The sequence below is a fragment of the Labrys sp. ALF-8 genome (assembly GCF_059699065.1).
Genome location: NZ_AP048538.1, coordinates 1,507,068 through 1,524,695, shown reverse-complemented (window position 1 = coordinate 1,524,695; position 17,628 = coordinate 1,507,068). Strand labels below are relative to the sequence as shown.

Genomic DNA, 17,628 nt, shown 5'->3' with positions numbered 1-17,628 from the left:
CATTAGTCAGTTGGTAGGCACGAAACGGCCATCGAGCATGGCCAGATCAACACGGATCTGTTCCTGACGGCCGGACACGAGGATGGACGCCACGATCGAGAACCGTGGCGACAAGGGCCTGTCGGGATCGGGGATATGCTCGACCCGGACATCGCTGATCCGCGGCTCGTTGGAGAGGATGCAAGTGCGGATTGAGGCACAGATATGCTTGGTCGGATCGTTCGATTGCATGACGCCGTCATTGAAATCGGCGATACCCAGGGCCGGGTTGGCGGCAGCGCCACCCGCCCGTGTGTTGAGGATCCGGCCGAGATTGCGCTTGATGGAACGTATCCGCGCGTCGGCAAGATCGCCGCTCCAGTCGAGGGGCGTCTCCTCCTCGTCGCCGATCAGGCGGTCGAACAGGCTGCCGGCCATGGTTCGGGCGCGCGAACCCCAGACAGGGGAGGCGGCGTCCGCTCGTCCGGCGGCTCGGTCCTTATCCGGCTCCGGCATGCGCGTCAGGTATATTCGGAATCGGCGCCAAGGACGGTTCGCTCGTTCTTATCAAGCTTGCCTACCAGCGAAAGTTCGAAGTTGGCGCCCATATACTTGAAGTGCGGACGCACCTTCAGCGTGACCTGATACCAGCCCGGATCACCTTCGACGTCGGAAACCACAACTTGCGCGGCCCGCAGGGGACGGCGCGACCGCACGTCGGATGGTGGGTTCTCCTGGTCGGCGACATATTGCTTGAGCCAGACATTCAGCTCGCGCTCGAGATCTTCGCGTTCCTTCCAGGAGCCGAGTTGCTCGCGCTGGAGCACCTTGATGTAGTGGGCCAGACGGTTGATGATGAACATATAGGGAAGCTGCGTGCCGAGCTTGTAGTTCGTCTCGGCCATCTTGCCTTCCTTGGTATTTGGAAAACGCTTGGGCTTCTGGATCGAATTGGCGGAGAAGAATGCGGCATTATCCGATCCCTTGCGCATGGTGAGCGCAATGAAGCCCATCTCTGCCAGCTCGAACTCGCGGCGGTCGGTGACCAGCACTTCGGTCGGGATTTTTGCCTCTATCTGACCAAGGGCCTCGTACACATGCACGGGCAGGTCATAGACGGCACCGCCGGATTGCGGGCCGATTATATTGGGTGACCAGCGGTATTTGGCGAAGCTCTCGGTGATGCGGGTAGCCATCAGGAAGGCGGTGTTGCCCCACAGATAGCTCCCATGATCGGAAACCACGTCCTCGGTGTAGTTGAAGCTGCGTACCGGATTGTCGAGCGGATCATAGGGTTGGCGCAGGAGGAAGCGCGGGCCGGTAAGTCCGAGGTAACGGGCGTCCTCGCTCTCGCGCAGGCCGTTCCATTTGCGGAATCGCGGGCTCTCGTAAACCGACGACAGCTCTTTGATCGCGGGGAGTTGCGTATAACTCTGGATACCGAACATTTCCGGGGCCGCGGCGGCGATGAAGGGCGCATGCGCCATCGCGCCAATTGAGGCCACGTATTGCAGGAGCTTGATGTCCGGTGCGCCGGGACCGAAATTGTAGTTGGCGATCATGCCACCTATGGGCTCGCCGCCGAACTGGCCGTAACCGGAGGAGTACACGTGCTTGTAGAGGCCGGACTGCACGACTTCAGGCGCAATCTCGAAATCCTCGAGCAGGTCAGCCTTGGAGACCGGGAGAACGTCGATCTTGATGTTCTCGCGAAAGTCCGTGCGATCCACCAGAATCTTGAGGCCACGCCAGGCCGATTCCATGTCCTGGAAGGAAGGGTGGTGGACTATGGCATCCACCTGGCCGCCGATCTTCCTGTCGAGCTCGACGATCATGCGATCGACGACCGCCTTGTTGATCTTCTCGTCGGAAGAGTCCGACTTCAGCAGATCGGCGATGAAGGCTTCGACGCCACGTAGGGCAATGTCGTAGCTCTCTTCGCCAGGCTGGAGCTGCGTCTCTTCCATGATCTGGGCCAGCAGCGAATTGCTGTCGAGCGTCGTCGCATGCTGGCCTGCCTGTAGAGCAGTATCCATGGTCGCAAAATTCCTGGAGTTGTGGGATCAGAAAGCGGGCCGAAGGGCAGAGCGTCAGCTGGCCTCGGCTTGAATATCGAGCTGATCGTTCAACGCGGGCTTCTTCGAGGCGCGCTGGGCGGAATCTGTGGATGGTGCGACGCCTTCGAGCTCGCGCAGGAGTTCTCGCCGGCTCTTTTCGTCACTGAGCAACGTTTGAAGACGCTTCCGGAATGCCGGCATGTTGCCCAACGGTCCCTTGAGCGCGACGAGGGCTTCGCGAAGCTCGATCAGCTTCTTCAATTCCGGCACCTGTCGCGCGATCGAGTCGGGTTCAAAATCCTTGAGCGACCTAAACTGCAGCGACACCTTCAGATCGGCATCGTCCTCCTCCGACAAGGCATTCCTGGCTGTGAACTGGCGCTCGAGCCCAGCCTCCTCCATCACGGTTGCGAACGTATTCTTGTCGATCGAGAGCAGTTTGCGTTCCTCGACCGGCGTGCTGTCTTCCTTACCGAGGAAGTCGCCCATGACCAGAAGGCGAAGGGGCAGTTCGATTTCCGCCTGCTGCCCGAGCGTTGCCGGCACATAACGGATATTGATGCGCTCCTTCGGTGCGACTGATCCTTCCTTACCCATGATGGCTCCTTACCAGCTGCTCGTTGTCGGGCGCCGGCTCATCCGAATGGACGATCGGCAGCGCAAGTTGTTAATGACTGATAACCTAACGTCCTTGCGTCACAAAAAGGCCGAGTCATGGTTCCCGTGAAATTGATACTTGTTGCGCGGAATGTGACGCTCAATTTCAATGCGGTTTGGCGTTGGAATGATCCACCACTACGTCTGCGTGTTTCATCAAATAGCTGTGAAATAGGTACTTTTTGGTTCCAAGGGAAAATCGAATTCGTTCTTGAAGAGAGATTGCGTCACAAAATTGCGTCACAAATTACGCGCGCCATAATCGTCGTGGATTACGAAAGGAAAATTATCGTCTAGATAGTGATGTTTCTAAAAAAATTACAGGCGTCGCCATGTTTCGTGACAGAAGTTATAGTAATATACCAAAATTGGATGATAAACTGAATATATCCATTCTGGGCCGGGCTCAGGTGACACTCGATTCCGGTACGAGCATCATACTGCCTAGGAAATCGTTTCTATTGTTTGCCCTTCTTGTCATTGATGGCCGTAACGGCAGTATAAAACGTGAGGTAGCCGCCGAATTCCTCTGGGAAGATGTTGATTCAGAGCGCCGTGACGGCAACCTGCGTAACCTACTCTATCGGGAACGCTTGGCCTTTGGCGCCCACGGAAATCTTAGTCTCTTCGATATAGAGGAGGGTGAGATACGGATTAGCTCTTCCATTGGCTATATTGATGTTGTCGCATTCAGGGCTGCTTTATCGCGAGTCTCGAAGCACAACATTCTTACCGTCTGTGAGGCCTACCGAGGAGAACTGCTGCAAGGGCAGACTGCCAATGGAGAGAAGCTCACCCATTGGCTGAGGGACAGGCGCTCCGGACTGCAGCAGGAACTCGTGAATTCGGTTGCCCATCATCTTGATACGAGCTCTACGGCTGCTCTGCCTCCCCAGTCCCAGGTTGCCGCCAAGAAACTGCTGCAGATAGACGTGAACAACGAGGCGGCCTATCGCGTCCTGATGCGCCACAAGGCCGAAAGAGGCGATACCAAAGCGGTCGCCGCCCTCTATCGCAAGCTCGCACGGTTGCTTGATAGGGAGTTTCAGGCAAAGCCCGAGGAAAAGACGCGCGAACTTTACAAGCAACTTAACGGGGTGAACGCTGCAGAAGCCGCTCAGAGTGCTACCCTCGTCGACCGAAAGCCGGCGGCTGCACCCATCGTCAGTCGCTACCGACCCAGGGTTGCGCTCGTTACATACCGTCCCGCGGATTCTTCAAGGCTGGAAGGGGACATTCTCGCTGGATTGATCGACCAATTGGTTGAACAGCTTTGGCTATCGAGCGAATTTCTTATCCAAGACTTGGGCACGCATGGAATATCGGACACGCTCTTTCGTCAGAGCGTCTACCATGCTGATATTGACTATATTGTAGAGATTGCTTGTCGTCGTTCGGAAGCGTCATCTATTGCGATGTCATTTCGCCTAGTTGAACGCGCAACCCGCGACGTCCTCTGGACGAAATCCTATCGGATACATGACCGGATCATGCAGGCCGTTCACGACGCCAGCTATTGCCTGATGTATCACGTCGAAGTGCGGGAAATAGCAAAGCTGTCGGAATCGGCGGCCTACACGAATGCTTATCGACTGGCGATTCAGGGCGGCCGCGCCTTGCAAACACTCGAATTGCCGAGCGTCCGGCGTGCCCGAGGCATCATGAAGAGTGCTTTGGCAGCCGATCCTGACCATATTCCCGCGCTCGCAGGGTTGGCCCGTTCTTACGTTCTGGAAGGGTTGTTGGCAACACGCGCCGACAAGAAGCTTCTCGACGAGGCAGAGCATCATGCGAAGAAGATCATTTCGCTGAATCCGCACAATAGCCGGGGGTACCAGGAGCTTGGGGTCGCCAGGCTCTATGGCCGCCATTTTGCGAGCGGCACGGACTTTCTGCGCAAGGCAAAGGAACTCAATCCGGGCAATGTCGATGTCAATATCGATTTGGCAGATGCCCTCGTTTCGATTGGAGCATCTCGGGAGGCACTCTCGATACTGGGGGAACTCTCGAATACCGCCTCTGTCAACGCAGATCTACGACACTGGATTGCAGCGAGCGCGCACTACTCCCTGGAAAGCTACAAGGAGGCTTTGAAATGCATCGATAGCATGAGGAACCCGGAATCCGTTTCGCGTCTGTCCGCCGCCGCGCATGCGATGCTCGGTGAAAGGGAGCGGGCCGCAGAGGTGCGCGAGGCCGCGATGGATTTCAATCCCTCGTTCCGCACCATGCAATGGTTGGCGCAATCGCCCATCGGCCAGCGCGAGGCAGTGCAGCATTATGCTACGGGTCTTCGTTCGGCTGGCTTTCCTTAAATGAACAGGTGTCATCATGACTGAAACAGAAAAAGTGGCTCGTGAATACAAACTCGACACGCATGGAAACCGATCCATCGAAAATGGCGAATATCGGAAGGACCGGTCAAAGCGCAGTTTCTACGAGGCAATCTCCCCTAAACCTGTGAAGTTGCGCGCAACAAGTGCTTCCCATGCCTACTATTCTCCCCGCTAAGCTCGATCATTTTGATTTTTGCGATCGCGTCTGTTCGCCCGCGGAGACGGTTTCGCGTATTCACCCGCGCTTTCTGGAGTTCGGCATCACGCGTCTGGCCCGGCTTACCGGGCTGGACTGCGTCGGTATTCCGGTTTGGGCAGCGATCAGGCCCAATTCGGCGACACTTGCGTCCTCGCAGGGTAAGGGTGTCAACGACGATGCCGCAGCAGCCTCGGCGGTTATGGAGGCCGTCGAAATTGCCTGTGCCGAGACGATGAGAGTGCCCGCGCGGCTTGCTTCCGCGCGCGATCTTGCGAAGGGAGGAGAGGAGGCTTGGCTCCTCCCCGAACTGTTGCTGCAAGATGCCGATCCGGTTGGTGAGGAAGAAGTGCTATCGTGGTTGGAGGGCCGGGGTCTGCGGACGGGTGGCCCCGTATGGGTTCCGCTTGAGGCCGTCGGCCTGATGCACGGCGTCGCACCGGGGCGCTACTGGCAATCCACGGACGGCCTCGCCTCCGGCAACGTTCAGGAAGAAGCCGTCTTTCATGGCCTGTGCGAGCGGATCGAACGCGATGCGCTGATGCTTTGGCGGGTACGCACCGATGCCTTCATACAAGCGCGCTGCTTTGATGGCCGCGGTCTCGGCAGCCCGGTTCTCGACTTGCTGATTGACAGGATCGAGCGAAGGGGCGGCTTCCTGCGATTGTTCGACATCACCAGCGACATAGGTGTCCCGGTGTGCTTCGCGACGCTGTCGCCACGGCCCGACGGACGTGAAGAAACCTGGACCCATTTCGATCTGGCGAGTGGTAGTGGCTGCCACGCAGATTTTGCCCAATCCGCCATTCGCGCGGTCACGGAAGCTGCGCAGACTCGCCTGACCACGATTGCCGCTTCACGAGATGATTTTGATCCCGCTCTCTACAGACAAAGGCTGGACGAGGATCTTCTGGTTTACCTCCGTGCCGAACCGGTTTGGTGCCCACAGGTCCATACCGAATTGCCGGCGAGGAGGTCCGAACGTCTCCGTACTATCCTCGATCGCCTGGAGGCCGCCGGGGCAGGGCCTGTGGCAGCCGTGCCATTGACGCCGCCGGAAGAGTGCTTCGCAGTTGTGAAGGTCGTTGCGCCGGGACTTGAAAATCCTCAGGGACCGAGGTGCTTTCCGCACGGCGAGCGCCTGCGGCGAGCGGCTGCAGAGGCCTTGTGAAGATTCTGTTTGTAGGGCCCAGCCTTTATGGCTCGACGGAGGAAGGCTGGCTTCGCGGGGCTTCCGATATTGTGTGGAGTGGCCCGGCCCGGCAGGGTGACGTGGCGCGAGCCGTGCTCGAAGACGCCAAGGTGATCGGCTTGGTCGATGGTCGCTACGAAGACGTTGCGGCGCCGTGGCACAAGGAGATTCTCTTCGCGCTCGAGCGAGGCGTGACCGTATTTGGCGGCGCGAGCCTCGGTGCCTTGAGAGCGGCAGAATGCGCGGCCTATGGCATGATCGGGGTGGGCAGGATTTTCGAGGCCTATCGCGATGGCGCTCGCGTCGATGATGCCGATGTCGCGCAACTGCATGGGCCGGCCGAACTCGGCTATATGCCCGTCACCGAGGCGCTGGTGAATATCGAGGCGACACTCGGCCGGCTCCTTCGGATGGGCGTGATCGAGCCGCGGATGGAGCAAAGGCTCGTGACCGAGGCGAGAGCTATATTCTTCAAGGACTTGTCGATCGAAGCGGTTATCGAAGCGATCGGAGAAGGTGAGGCGATGGGCGAGGAGCTTCTAGATCTCTATCGCGCTCACTATGTCGATCAGAAACGGCTCGATGCTTTGGCGTTGGTCGAAGCAATGCGGGTGCAGCCCGACGAACTGTGCCGGGGAGCGAAGAGCTGGGTTCTCCAGACCCCTGCTGCATGGAGGGGCTTTATCGGCAGCATCGAACCCGGGAGTTGATGTAGGATTCGGAGAATGACCCGGAAACGCCGATTTCAGCCATTTTCCGAATTCGCCCGGTGAAGCGTGGCCCAGGCTGGCTAAGAGTTCGTTGGTTCTTGTCTAGATAATTGATTTGAAACGTATTCTGGATGTTCCGGATCCGAAACATCAAATTCCGTATCCGGAACGAAATCGCGTGCGCGATAGGATGACGGTTTCATGGTACCGTAAATCTAAGCCGATTTCCGTATTGACGCCGCTGGACCTTGCCTCTTTTGACGGCAGCCGCGGACCGGGCCTGCAGTTCGTAAAAATTATTTTCTTCTTCGATATCAATGTGTTGCTTCTGATCTTTCGTTTCGCGAGGCCCGTCCTCGCCTTTCTGGCACAAGCGTTGCTTCCCTAACGGCAAGTGGGCGGGACAACCTCCCGCTTCGGCGCGTCCCCGCCGATCCATTTCCAGCCTGCCGCGGCAGGCCAGCCAAGGAGCAGCCATGCCTACCCCCGCCTACATCACGATCGAGGGCTCGACCCAGGGCCCGATCACACAAGGGGCCTTCACAGAGGATTCCGTCGGCAATGTCTGGCAGGAAGGTCATGAGGACGAGATCCTGGTGCAGCAGGTCGACCACGTCATCACCATTCCGCGCGACCCTCAGTCGGGCCAGCCCTCCGGCCAGCGCGTACACCGGCCGATGAAGTTCACCGCCGCCCTGAACAAGTCCACGCCGCTGCTCTACAACGCGCTGACCTCGGGTGAAATGCTCACCAAGTGCGAGCTCAAATGGTATCGCACCAACTCCTCGGGCAAGCAGGAGCACTTCTTCACCACCTCCCTGGAGGACGCCACGGTGGTCGACATCGACCTGTCCATGCCGCACGCCCAGGACCCGAAGAACGCCGACTACACCCAACTCGTCACCGTGTCTCTGGCCTACCGCAAGATCAACTGGGAGCACACGGTCGCCGGCACCTCCGGCTCCGACGACTGGCGCGCCCCCAAGGGCTGAGCCCGGGAGCCCGGGCGGCGAGTTCTCCCACCCGCCGCCTTTTCCCCTTCTCCGCAAATCGCCGCGGCCGCGGGCCTGACGGCCTGCACCCGGTTCCCGTCGTTGTCTCCTCCCCAGCAGCCGGATCGTCATCATGAACGCCATCACCGAAACGATTATGCAGGATCAGGACAGCGATCTCGCCTTCACCTTCAAGTCCCGGGGCGATCCGGATGCGGGGCTGGTGGTGCGGTCCTTTCGGGCGGAGGAGGCGGTGTCGGCGCTCTATCGCATAGAGATCGAACTTGCCGCCGAGCGCGCGGACATCGACCTCGCCAAGCTCCTCGACAAGCCCGCCTTGCTCACGCTGCACGACCGCTATGGCGAGCCGCGCCACCTGCACGGGCTTGTGGAGGAGGCCCACCAGGGCGACACGGGCGAGCACCGCACCTTCTACCGCGTCGTGCTGATGCCCAAGCTGCACCGCCTGCGCTTCGTTTCGGACGCGCGGATCTTCCAGGCCCGGTCGGTGCCCGAGATCGTGGAGAGCGTGCTCAGGGACAACGGCGTGTCGGACTACTCGTTCGACTTGCGGGCCGATCACGCTCGGCGCGACTATGTGGTGCAGTACCGCGAGACCAGCTTCGACTTCATCGCCCGCCTGCTGGCCGAGGAGGGCATCCACTACACCCACGAGCATGGCGAGAGCGGCCATAAGCTGGTGATGCGTGACACCTCCTCGGTCGCCCCGGACGTGCCGGTGACCGCCAGCCTTGACTACAACGCCAATCCAGGCGGCGACGTGAAGGGTCCCTTCGCCAAGGCCTTCACCAGGGTGGAGCGGGTGGAGAGTTCGGCCGTGGCGCTGGCCGACCAGCACTTCCTGCATCCACGCTACACCTTCCCCGCCGTTTACGAGGCGAGCCGCATCAACGGCCTCGCCGGCAAGCTGGAGCATTACGAGTTCCCCGGCCGCCACAAGACCGACGAGGCAGGCGCCGCCTTCGCGCGGTATCGCCTCGAGCACATGCGGGGCCTGGCCAGCCACGGCAAGGGTGCCGGGCGCTTCGCTCATGCCACCGCCGGGGCGCTGTTCGAGCTCGCCCACCATCCGGCCCGGGCTTTGAATCGCAAATACTTCCTCACCCGCGTGGTGCAGGGGGGCCGCCAGCCCGGCGCACTGGAGGAGGACACCGGCTCGCAGCACCGCGCCGACGGCGGCGGCACCTTCCTCGACACCGCCTTCGAGGTGGTGGCCGCCGACCAGCCCTTCCGGCCGGCCCAGCGCGTCAAGCCGATGGCGGACGGGCCGCATCTCGCCATCGTCACCGGTCCCTCGGGCGAGGAGATCTACACGGACGAGCATTCCCGCGTGAAGGTGCGGTTCTTCTGGGACCGCCACGCCAGGAACGACGACACCTCCTCGTGCTGGATCCGGGTGGCGCAGAACTGGGGCGGGGCACAATGGGGCCACATCGCCATCCCGCGCGTGGGCCAGAGCGTGCTGGTCTCCTACGTCAACGACGACATCGAGCAGCCGCTGGTGACGGGCCGGGCCTACAACGCCGACAACCACACGCCCTACGCGCTGCCGGGGCACAAGACCAAGATGGCGATCCGCAGTCAGACCCATAAGGGCGAGGGCTTCAACGAGATGAGCTTCGAAGACGAGAACGGCGGCCAGAACTTCTTCATGCATGCCCAGAAGGACATGACGTCGAAGGTCTTGAACAACCAGGTGCACGCGGTGGACGCCTCGGGCTTCCACTCCTACGGCCAGCAGCACCAGCTCACGGTGGGCGCCAACATGAACCACCAGGTGGGGGGTGGGCTCAACCAGGTTATCGGGGCGGCGACGGGCGCCGGGGCGCAGGCCCTGATGGGCGGGGCGCTGGGCGCGCTGATGGGGCAAAGCGCCGGCATGCTGCAGGCCGCGATGAGCATCGCTGGCGCCGCCGCCGCAAACCAGTCCGGCGATGCGGCAGCCAAGACGGTGGGCGCGGCGGCCGGGGCGGTGGCGCAGGCGGCGACGGCGGGACTCGAGACAGCGACGAGCGGAGGGGCCGGCGGTGGCTCGCCCGCTAGCGGCGCTGCGCCCGCTGAGGACACGCCCAAGGCCCACGGCGCCTCCCTCGGTACCGCCTTCGCCGCCCCGGCCGATACCAGCCAGCAATCGACGGCTGCCGGCGATCATAGCTCCAGCCTTGCGGGGGGCGCCCTTGGCGCGGCATCCCAGCTCTTCGACAAGGCCTTCTCCTCCGCCACCTCCGCCACGCCCAACGACATGACCACCGCAGGCGGCGCCTCCATGGCCAGCGCCGGCTCGAGCCTGCTCGGCCAGCTCGGCTCCATGGTCGGCGGCGGCATCCTCAACCAACTCGTCGGCATGATGAAGAACACAAATGTGGGCGTGGCCAGCACCGAGCAGATCGGCACAGCTAAGGTCTCAACCGTGGGGCAGGTGTTCAAACAAGCTGTGGGCCATAGCTATCACATCGACGTGGGAGACGAGTTCGTAATCGGCGTTGGTGCCAGCACGGACAAAGATGGCAAGTCCATACCACCAAAATCCCTCCTGATTATGAAGAAGGATGGAACTGTCCTTCTTCAAGGCGTCAATGTTTATGTTGCCGGAGAAAATCATGTGCAGGTGATCTCCGAGATGATCGATCACAACTGATCATATCGAGTGTCCCCATGCCCGACATCGAGAACTACACACCGTTTCCAAACTTCCGATACTACTCCAGCGACAGCGGCGGCCGGGATTTCGGTGTCGTCATCGTCAAGGCAACTTATGACTTTGCACCTTCTGGTCGTCTGTTGATCGGCCGGGAACAGGCGCCCATGGCTTTTACGGACCTATGCCATGGCTCGGTGAATGTCTCCTCGCTCAAATATCCTTCCGACCTCGTCCCGAACAAGCCGGCAACGGATATCATCGTCAATGCAGTTGCGCGGGCGCCAAAGGGCAAGGCAGCGCCATCCTGGCCGTGCGGCATTGGTATCGATGACAGTGTAGGCAACATTCGCGCGCTACAGGCACTACGCGTGACCGGTCCACGCCAATGGGTGCCAAAGTGGAAGCGTATGCTCTCCGACGAGGAGAAGAGAGAATGGCAGAAGCATCGGGCCGATTTCGACAAATGGAAGCTCTCCGCTCCCGAACCTATCGCTGAACTGCCGTTGCACTACGAATATGCTTACGGGGGTGTCAAGCCAAAGGGATATCAACCTGATGGCACCGTGTTATTCGATCATGATCCGCACAACCCCCTTGGCCTTGGTGCGATCGACGTAGACTGGACGGATCATACCAAGCCGGTGCCGGCGCCCCAGATCGAAAGGCAGGGCGAACCCATCACCGAGGCCTACAAGGCTTACCGACCCGAAGGTCTTGGCCCTATACCGCCGGCCTGGGATCCCAGACTGCCGCTTGGTGGCACCTATGATGAGAACTGGCGAAAGAACGTCTGGCCCAATTGGCCTGACGACTATTCCTTCGCCTATCACAACAGTGCTCATCCGAGCTTGATTTGCAAGGGTCACCTCTCCGGCGATGAGCGCGTGGCACTTCTCAATCTCCTCCAAGATACGAGCGCTTTTGCCTTCGATCTGCCCGGCGACAGGATCGCGCTCAGCTTCGTCAAGCCCGACGGGAGTGAGCACGATCAGGAGATGGTGCTGGACACTGTGTTGATCGATATCGCCTCGGATAGCCGTCGCAGGCGACGCGTCTATCTGTCGTGGCGAGCGAATTTTCCACCGGATGTCTATGAAACCGTCCGCATCGATCTCAAACGCCGAGAGCGCACGGCACAGGATGTACGAACGCTGATCCGCCAACGCATCAATGAAAGAACCGCCTCATGACTGGCAAGGTATCCGCACGGCAGGATGCTGCCAATGTGATCGTTTCCAAGGGTCCGGACGTGTGTTGGACACCACGCGGCGACAGCATGGTACCGGTCGCGTACACCTCCATTGCCTTCCTCGACACCGCTGTCCGCGTTTCAAATTCGGTCCGCAACAATGGCAACTATGATTTCCAGCTGAATTCCCGCTGCGCCACGTCTACTGGGCACGAGCCTGGTGTCGGCAAGGGGGTCGTCGTGCCGGGGTACCTGGGCCCAGCGCACACTCGTACTGCTTCGGATTTCGTTTTCTCAGAAGGATTTGCCACTGTCAGCCATCGCGATCCGGCCTGGATCAATCGGCCTGATTTGGGGCCTAGCGAGAGATTGGCGGGCAGAAATGCAGACGAAGTGTAGCGGAATTCCACCTCTCCAAATCATAACTTCTAAAAATCCAGGTCTCTCTCATGTCGATGGCGTCCACAAATTCTACTTCTGCTGCTCCAAAACCGCAGCAAGAGCGAGAATACGTCGTCATAAATGGGCGTGTCTTCGAAAAGAGAGGTTACGATAACTCTCGTATCGATGCGAATGGAGACGCCTACGTACTCGTCGATGCAACGATGTGCACGACGGACAATCCCACCGGCCAGATTCTGCAAAGGAAAAAGGAAGATACGCTCAAACCCGTTCCGGATCACGGTGTCATAGATTCATTTGCCGGTGGTGTTGTCGACAACGCTACGTTTGGTCATGCGGCAGAAGCCGGCGCCATGACGAACGCGCTGCTTTACGGCGGCGGGTACAGCTTAATAGACGACGACAATTCGGTCATCGCGCGCTATCGGCGGGTTTTGCCTGCTTTCGAAGCGAAGAAAGCAGATGATCAATTCGTTCATCCGGGCGCTTGGACATCCGGAGAGGTTACGACAATGGCAGCGGGGGCTACAAAAGCCGCCGGTGAAATCGTCTTTTCCAAGCTAATCCTGAAGAAAGCTGAAAGGAAGGCCGCAGAACAAGCTGCTTCCGAGGTATTGACAACCGGCGAGCCTGTATCAGTCGCCACAGGCGAATATCTGGAGACCTGGCGCGATTTTCTGGTGCCCGGTTCGATCAGTTTCGACGGCTCCCGCTATATGGGATTGAAGCTGCCCACATCCTGGCGCTGGCGCAATCCGCTCGGAGCTTGCCAGATCTCGGCTTTCGACGAGCATCTTGCCAGCCGCAAGGAGGGAGATCTCGATTTTCTTCAAGCTGACGGCAAAAGGATTCGTTTCCAGCGACCTTTCAATTTCCTGCCTTCAACCAACGCAGCCTTTCCTCATCTTGAGCTCAAGGCACCGGAACCGGGCTCGTTGTGTCTCAAGGACCGAACCATTGTTAAATATTTCTCCGAATACGACGACCATTTCCATCGCCTCGAGAAAATCGAAGACCTAAACGGCAACAGCCTCCTCTTCCAGCGCTCGTCGGCCGGCGTGCTTCAGAAGATCGTCGGTTCCAACGGCCTCTCGCTTGAATTCGACAACGATGCTGATGGGCGCCGCACCGTCATTACGCTGGTGGGTACCGACAAGTCGCGCTTGGTGCTGGCCAACTACGCCTACGACCATCGCGGGCGTATGGTCTCGGCCAAGTGCGCCTTCGGCATGTCGGTACGCTATGAATGGCATGCCTCCAGGCCGTTGCTCCTGTGCTGGCACAATCTGACACGGCGCTCGGAGACGACCTTCACCTATGACGATGAAGGACGCGTCATCCATACTGCGACGTCCGGCATCTGGAACGAAGACCGTTTCCGCTATGACCGCGACAGGCGGGAAACGACCTATCTTCCGACCGGCGAGGAGGAGCGAGCGCAGCGCTTCGCCTATGATGAGCACGAGAACATCACCGCCGAGATCGACGCGCTCGGGGGCACAATCTCCCACCGCTATGACCAGGCGGCCTTCCGCATTGCCACGACGGATGCGAACGGCAACACCTCGCATACGCGATACGATGTGTATGGCAATGTTCGCCACTTCACCGATGCCGAGGGGCGCAAGACCGTCTATGGCTGGGGGCGGCATGGCGATATCGACAAGATTATCGATGGGAGCGGATGCGTCCGTAAATTCGAGAACGACAACAAGGGCAATGTCCTTGCTGCCATCGATGCGGAAGGGAACGAGACGCGCTTCGAGCGCGACGAGCGCGGCCGCATCGCCCGCACGATCTTCGCGGACGGCTCGGAGGAGCGGCGTGCCTATGACCAGCATGACCGTCTGTGGGGCATCAAGGATGCCAAGGGCGGCGTAACCGAACTTCTCTACGATGCTTTCGGCCGCCTGATCGAGCGCAAGGATGCCGATGGTGGTGTCACGCGCCTAGTCTACGAGGCGGGTGCAGGCGGCTTTGCGACGCCGACGAGCCTCACCCGCCCGGATGGTGTGACGATCTCCCGCCGATTCGATGCGGAAGGCTCGCTCGCCTCGGTGACGGACGGCGAAGGCCGCGTCTGGACGTACGAGTTCGGCGCCTTCGAGGTCTTGCAGGCGATCGTCGATCCCAAGGGCGGGCGGCTGGCCTTTTCCTATGACTCGGAGGGGCGGCCCACGGCGGTGGGCAACGCCGTGGGCCAGATCTACCGGCTGGTGCGCGATGTCGCCGGCCGGGTAGTGCTGGAGGAGGATTTCGATGGCCGCCGGACGCGCTACACCAGAGACCCCGGCGGGCGGGTGATCGAGACGGTGAAGCCGGATGGGGCGCGTCTGGTCCATAGCTACGACAGGACCGACAAGGTCACGCGCATCGAGAGCTTCGCGCCGGGGGGCGGACCGGGAGCGAGGCCGCAGGATATCACCCGCTTCTGGTATGACGGGCGCGGGCTGCTGGAGAAGGCGGAGAACGGCTCCTCGCTCATCGAATACCGGCGCGACAGGAATGGCGCGGTCATCGCGGAGGCGCTGAACGGGCGCTGGGTGGAGAGCAGGCTCGATGCCATGGGCCGTCGCATCGAGCGTCGGATCCCCGGGTCAAGCCCGGGGACCTCCAGCCTCGTCGCCTACGCCCATGATCCGCTGGGGCTGATCGAGGATATTGCCATCGGCGATCACGCGCCGCTGTCCTTCACGCGCGATGCGATGGGCCGGGAGACGCGGCGGGCGAACGGCATCGGCTTCAAGCTGGACTCGGCCTACGACATCGCCGGCCAGTTGATCAAACAGACGGGCGGCTTCGACATCGCCTCCTTCGGCACCGGTCTGGCGGGCGCCATGGCAGTCCGGCAGGCGGGCTTCGCGCCGGGCGCGGGAAGCCAGATCGAGCGCAGCTATAGCTGGGACAAGGCTTCGTCCCCGCTCAGCATCGCCGATAGCCTCTGGGGCAAGACAAGCTACGCCTATGATGCGAACGGGCAGGTGAGCGAAGCCCGCTTCGGCGATCAGCTTGTCGAGACGTTCGCCTACGATGCCGCCCGCAACATGGCGGGCGCTTCCTCCTCCGGGCCGCAGGCGATCTCGGGGCTGGGGGAGGACATCGGCAAGTTCGTCGCCTGGAAGTCGACGCCCGGCGGTGTGGTGCAGACGGCGCGAGGCCCGCGCGGCGAGAGGCTGACGCTCACCCACGACAAATGCGGCCGTGTGATCGAGCGCCGGGTGGAGCGCGACGGCTTCCGGACGAAGGTGTGGCGCTACGAATGGGATGCGCATGACCGGCTGATCCGCTGCGTCACGCCGAAGCGGGAAGCCTGGCGCTATGGCTACGATCCGTTCGGGCGGCGGGTGTGGAAGGTCAAGGAGTTCAGCGAGGCCGAAGCACGGGGCTATGTCCACAGGTTCCCGAGCCTGATCGATCCCAAGCGTTTGCCGGATCGGGGCGCCACGCTGGCAGAGGCACAGCGTTCCCGCCTCGACAGCGGCAACCACAATAGCCCGGACAAGTCGCCCATCGTCGGCACGCATTACCTCTGGGAGGGCGATGTACTGGCCGAGGAGGCTCCGCTTCGGCTCGACGGCAGTGTCGATTGGCACAAGGCCACGCGCTGGCACTATGAGCCCGGCAGCTTCCGGCCGCTGGCGAAGGAAACGCCCGAGGGCGACCTCCTCTACATCGTCACCGACCATCTCGGCACGCCGAGGGAGATGTTCGACGAGAAAGGCGCTGTGTGCTGGGTGGCGAGTTACACCACCTGGGGGCTGATCAGGGGCATCCGCGAGGCGGTCCCGCAGGCAGCGAACGACGATCATGCCGCCATCGGCTGGGCACCGGGAAGGGGCGGCGGAGGCAATAGTCGTAGCACCTCCGGCAATCTGGCGCTCAAGCCGGTAGCGGAGGACTCACTGCAAGCCTATGCCTGCCCCATCCGCTTCCAGGGTCAATGGCAGGATGAGGAGACGGGATTATACTACAACCGCTACCGGCATTATGATGCGCTGGCGGGTCAGTATATTAGTCCCGATCCAATTGGATTGAAGGGGGGAGATAGGCCGCAGGGATACGTTGAGTGCCCGTCCATTTGGTGCGATAGTCTTGGTTTAGAAGGAAGCGTTTGGAATAAAGGAATAGGGCCGAGAGGAACTGAAATAGAGCAAAATTTCGGTCAAAATTTACCTCAGAATTTTCCTATTATAGATAAATTTTCTAACGGAAAAGCAACAAGTATTAAAAGCATAGATCTGAATGCGCCAACGTATTCAGACATTGTAGTTCTTGCACGAAAAATTAAGGGATACATTGATAAGGTATCTAAATACAAGGGAACGGGTCCAAACGGATGGGCTGGTGTAAAGATTGATCCAACCCAGATAACGTCACGTGGCCTCGATTTGGTTATACCTAACGCTGGGACTCCAATGCAGCAGGCTGTAATTAATTTGGCTGTAAAATATGGCACAAATGTAGGTGTTGAAGTAAATCCTATTGTTCATCCATAAGGTATCGCTATGAAGATGGCTTCTACTTATCTCATTCGAGGAAAAGTGTTTATGCAAGCATACTCTCAAACAACGGAAGGTATTTGGATTTCTGATGGGCCTGTTTGTACCGTCGATGCAACCGAATTCAACGAACTATCAAAACTTATTCGTTCGACACTTCGTAATTCTAGGCAAAATATACCTCATCCTGGAAGTTCGCAATGGAAAATAATACAGCAGCCTCTGTTGGCTGCAGTGGGCGCGCGATCATGGAAGGCTATGGCCAAATCTGCGCTGGCCGTTGGTGTTAAATGTAACGATGATATTGTTACGTTTACGCCAGTTTTAAATTACAAGCATGAAGGAGGTGAAAGTTATTCGGAAGATTTTGTGTGCCCATTATATGATGAAAATATTGGAAGCATTCTCATAGATGCGTACAAAAAGGCAAGTTTATGATTGTTGTATTGTGTATTTTTGGTTAAATTTTCTTATCAATAGAGTTTTGGTGGCGGATAAAAATTGTTTGGCGGGAAGGTGGAGTCTGTGAATTGAAATGTGCCTTTGGACGGTATTTTAAACGATCTACGCTTCGAGCATGATGAGCGGGCGTGTATCGCCTGCGGTATTGGAATGAATTGCGGTTGCCTGCTCGGCTCTGCTGCTGACCTATCTTTTTTTGCGCAATGTCTGGTGGAAGAGTCGAGCCCTAGCGGTGTGGTGCAGAGGGCCGGGTAGGGAGCGTCTTGCCCTCACCCACGACAAATGCGGGCGTGTG

13 protein-coding genes are annotated in these 17,628 nt (G+C 59.5%); 10 read left to right on the top strand and 3 right to left on the bottom strand.

What is annotated here, in order from left to right; all coding sequences use genetic code 11:
• Nucleotides 1-6: 6 nt before the first annotated feature.
• Genes tssE through tssB form a run of 3 tightly spaced genes read right to left on the bottom strand, consistent with a single transcriptional unit; the run spans nt 7 to nt 2,633 of the window.
• Nucleotides 7-495 (bottom strand): type VI secretion system baseplate subunit TssE, encoded by a 489-nt coding sequence (gene tssE / locus AC6H34_RS27305; RefSeq protein WP_497540933.1) that lies wholly within the window; start codon nt 493-495, stop codon nt 7-9.
• A 5-nt stretch (nt 496-500) separates the two neighbouring features.
• On the bottom strand, nt 501-2,015 hold the full coding sequence (gene tssC / locus AC6H34_RS27300; RefSeq protein ID WP_497540932.1) for a type VI secretion system contractile sheath large subunit: 1,515 nt from the start codon (nt 2,013-2,015) through the stop codon (nt 501-503).
• A gap of 54 nt (nt 2,016-2,069) precedes the next feature.
• Nucleotides 2,070-2,633 carry a type VI secretion system contractile sheath small subunit gene (tssB, locus tag AC6H34_RS27295; protein ID WP_497540931.1) on the bottom strand — a complete coding sequence of 188 codons (564 nt, stop codon included), beginning with the start codon at nt 2,631-2,633 and terminating at the stop codon, nt 2,070-2,072.
• Between the two features lie 521 nt (nt 2,634-3,154).
• Here tssB and AC6H34_RS27290 point away from each other — a divergent pair.
• The 10 genes from AC6H34_RS27290 (at nt 3,155) to AC6H34_RS27245 (ending at nt 17,309) form a co-directional block, all read left to right on the top strand.
• Nucleotides 3,155-5,008, top strand: coding sequence for an AfsR/SARP family transcriptional regulator (locus tag AC6H34_RS27290; RefSeq protein ID WP_497540930.1), 1,854 nt, complete (start codon nt 3,155-3,157; stop codon nt 5,006-5,008).
• A gap of 173 nt (nt 5,009-5,181) precedes the next feature.
• A complete protein-coding gene (locus tag AC6H34_RS27285; RefSeq protein WP_497540929.1) occupies nt 5,182-6,396 on the top strand; it encodes a YcaO-like family protein in 1,215 nt (404 codons plus the stop codon).
• Nucleotides 6,393-7,127, top strand: coding sequence for a TfuA-like protein (locus AC6H34_RS27280; RefSeq protein ID WP_497540928.1), 735 nt, complete (start codon nt 6,393-6,395; stop codon nt 7,125-7,127). Before AC6H34_RS27285 ends, AC6H34_RS27280 begins: the two co-directional genes overlap by 4 nt.
• Before the next feature lie 115 nt (nt 7,128-7,242).
• Nucleotides 7,243-7,515, top strand: coding sequence for a hypothetical protein (locus tag AC6H34_RS27275; RefSeq protein WP_497540927.1), 273 nt, complete (start codon nt 7,243-7,245; stop codon nt 7,513-7,515).
• A gap of 88 nt (nt 7,516-7,603) precedes the next feature.
• Complete coding sequence (locus tag AC6H34_RS27270) at nt 7,604-8,119, top strand: Hcp family type VI secretion system effector (RefSeq protein ID WP_497540926.1); 516 nt, start codon at nt 7,604-7,606, stop codon at nt 8,117-8,119.
• A 133-nt stretch (nt 8,120-8,252) separates the two neighbouring features.
• Nucleotides 8,253-10,778, top strand: coding sequence for a type VI secretion system tip protein TssI/VgrG (gene tssI, locus AC6H34_RS27265; protein ID WP_497540925.1), 2,526 nt, complete (start codon nt 8,253-8,255; stop codon nt 10,776-10,778).
• Nucleotides 10,779-10,795: 17 nt separating this feature from the next.
• Nucleotides 10,796-11,971: a DUF2169 family type VI secretion system accessory protein gene (locus tag AC6H34_RS27260; protein WP_497540924.1), complete on the top strand. Its 1,176-nt coding sequence runs from the start codon at nt 10,796-10,798 to the stop codon at nt 11,969-11,971.
• Nucleotides 11,968-12,369 carry a PAAR-like domain-containing protein gene (locus AC6H34_RS27255; protein WP_497540923.1) on the top strand — a complete coding sequence of 134 codons (402 nt, stop codon included), beginning with the start codon at nt 11,968-11,970 and terminating at the stop codon, nt 12,367-12,369. The genes AC6H34_RS27260 and AC6H34_RS27255 overlap by 4 nt, the downstream gene beginning before the upstream one ends.
• 50 nt (nt 12,370-12,419) lie before the next feature.
• A complete protein-coding gene (locus tag AC6H34_RS27250; RefSeq protein WP_497540922.1) occupies nt 12,420-16,868 on the top strand; it encodes an endonuclease toxin domain-containing protein in 4,449 nt (1,482 codons plus the stop codon).
• 9 nt (nt 16,869-16,877) lie between these two features.
• Nucleotides 16,878-17,309, top strand: a complete 432-nt coding sequence (locus AC6H34_RS27245; RefSeq protein WP_497540921.1) for a hypothetical protein — start codon at nt 16,878-16,880, stop codon at nt 17,307-17,309.
• Nucleotides 17,310-17,628 lie beyond the last annotated feature (319 nt).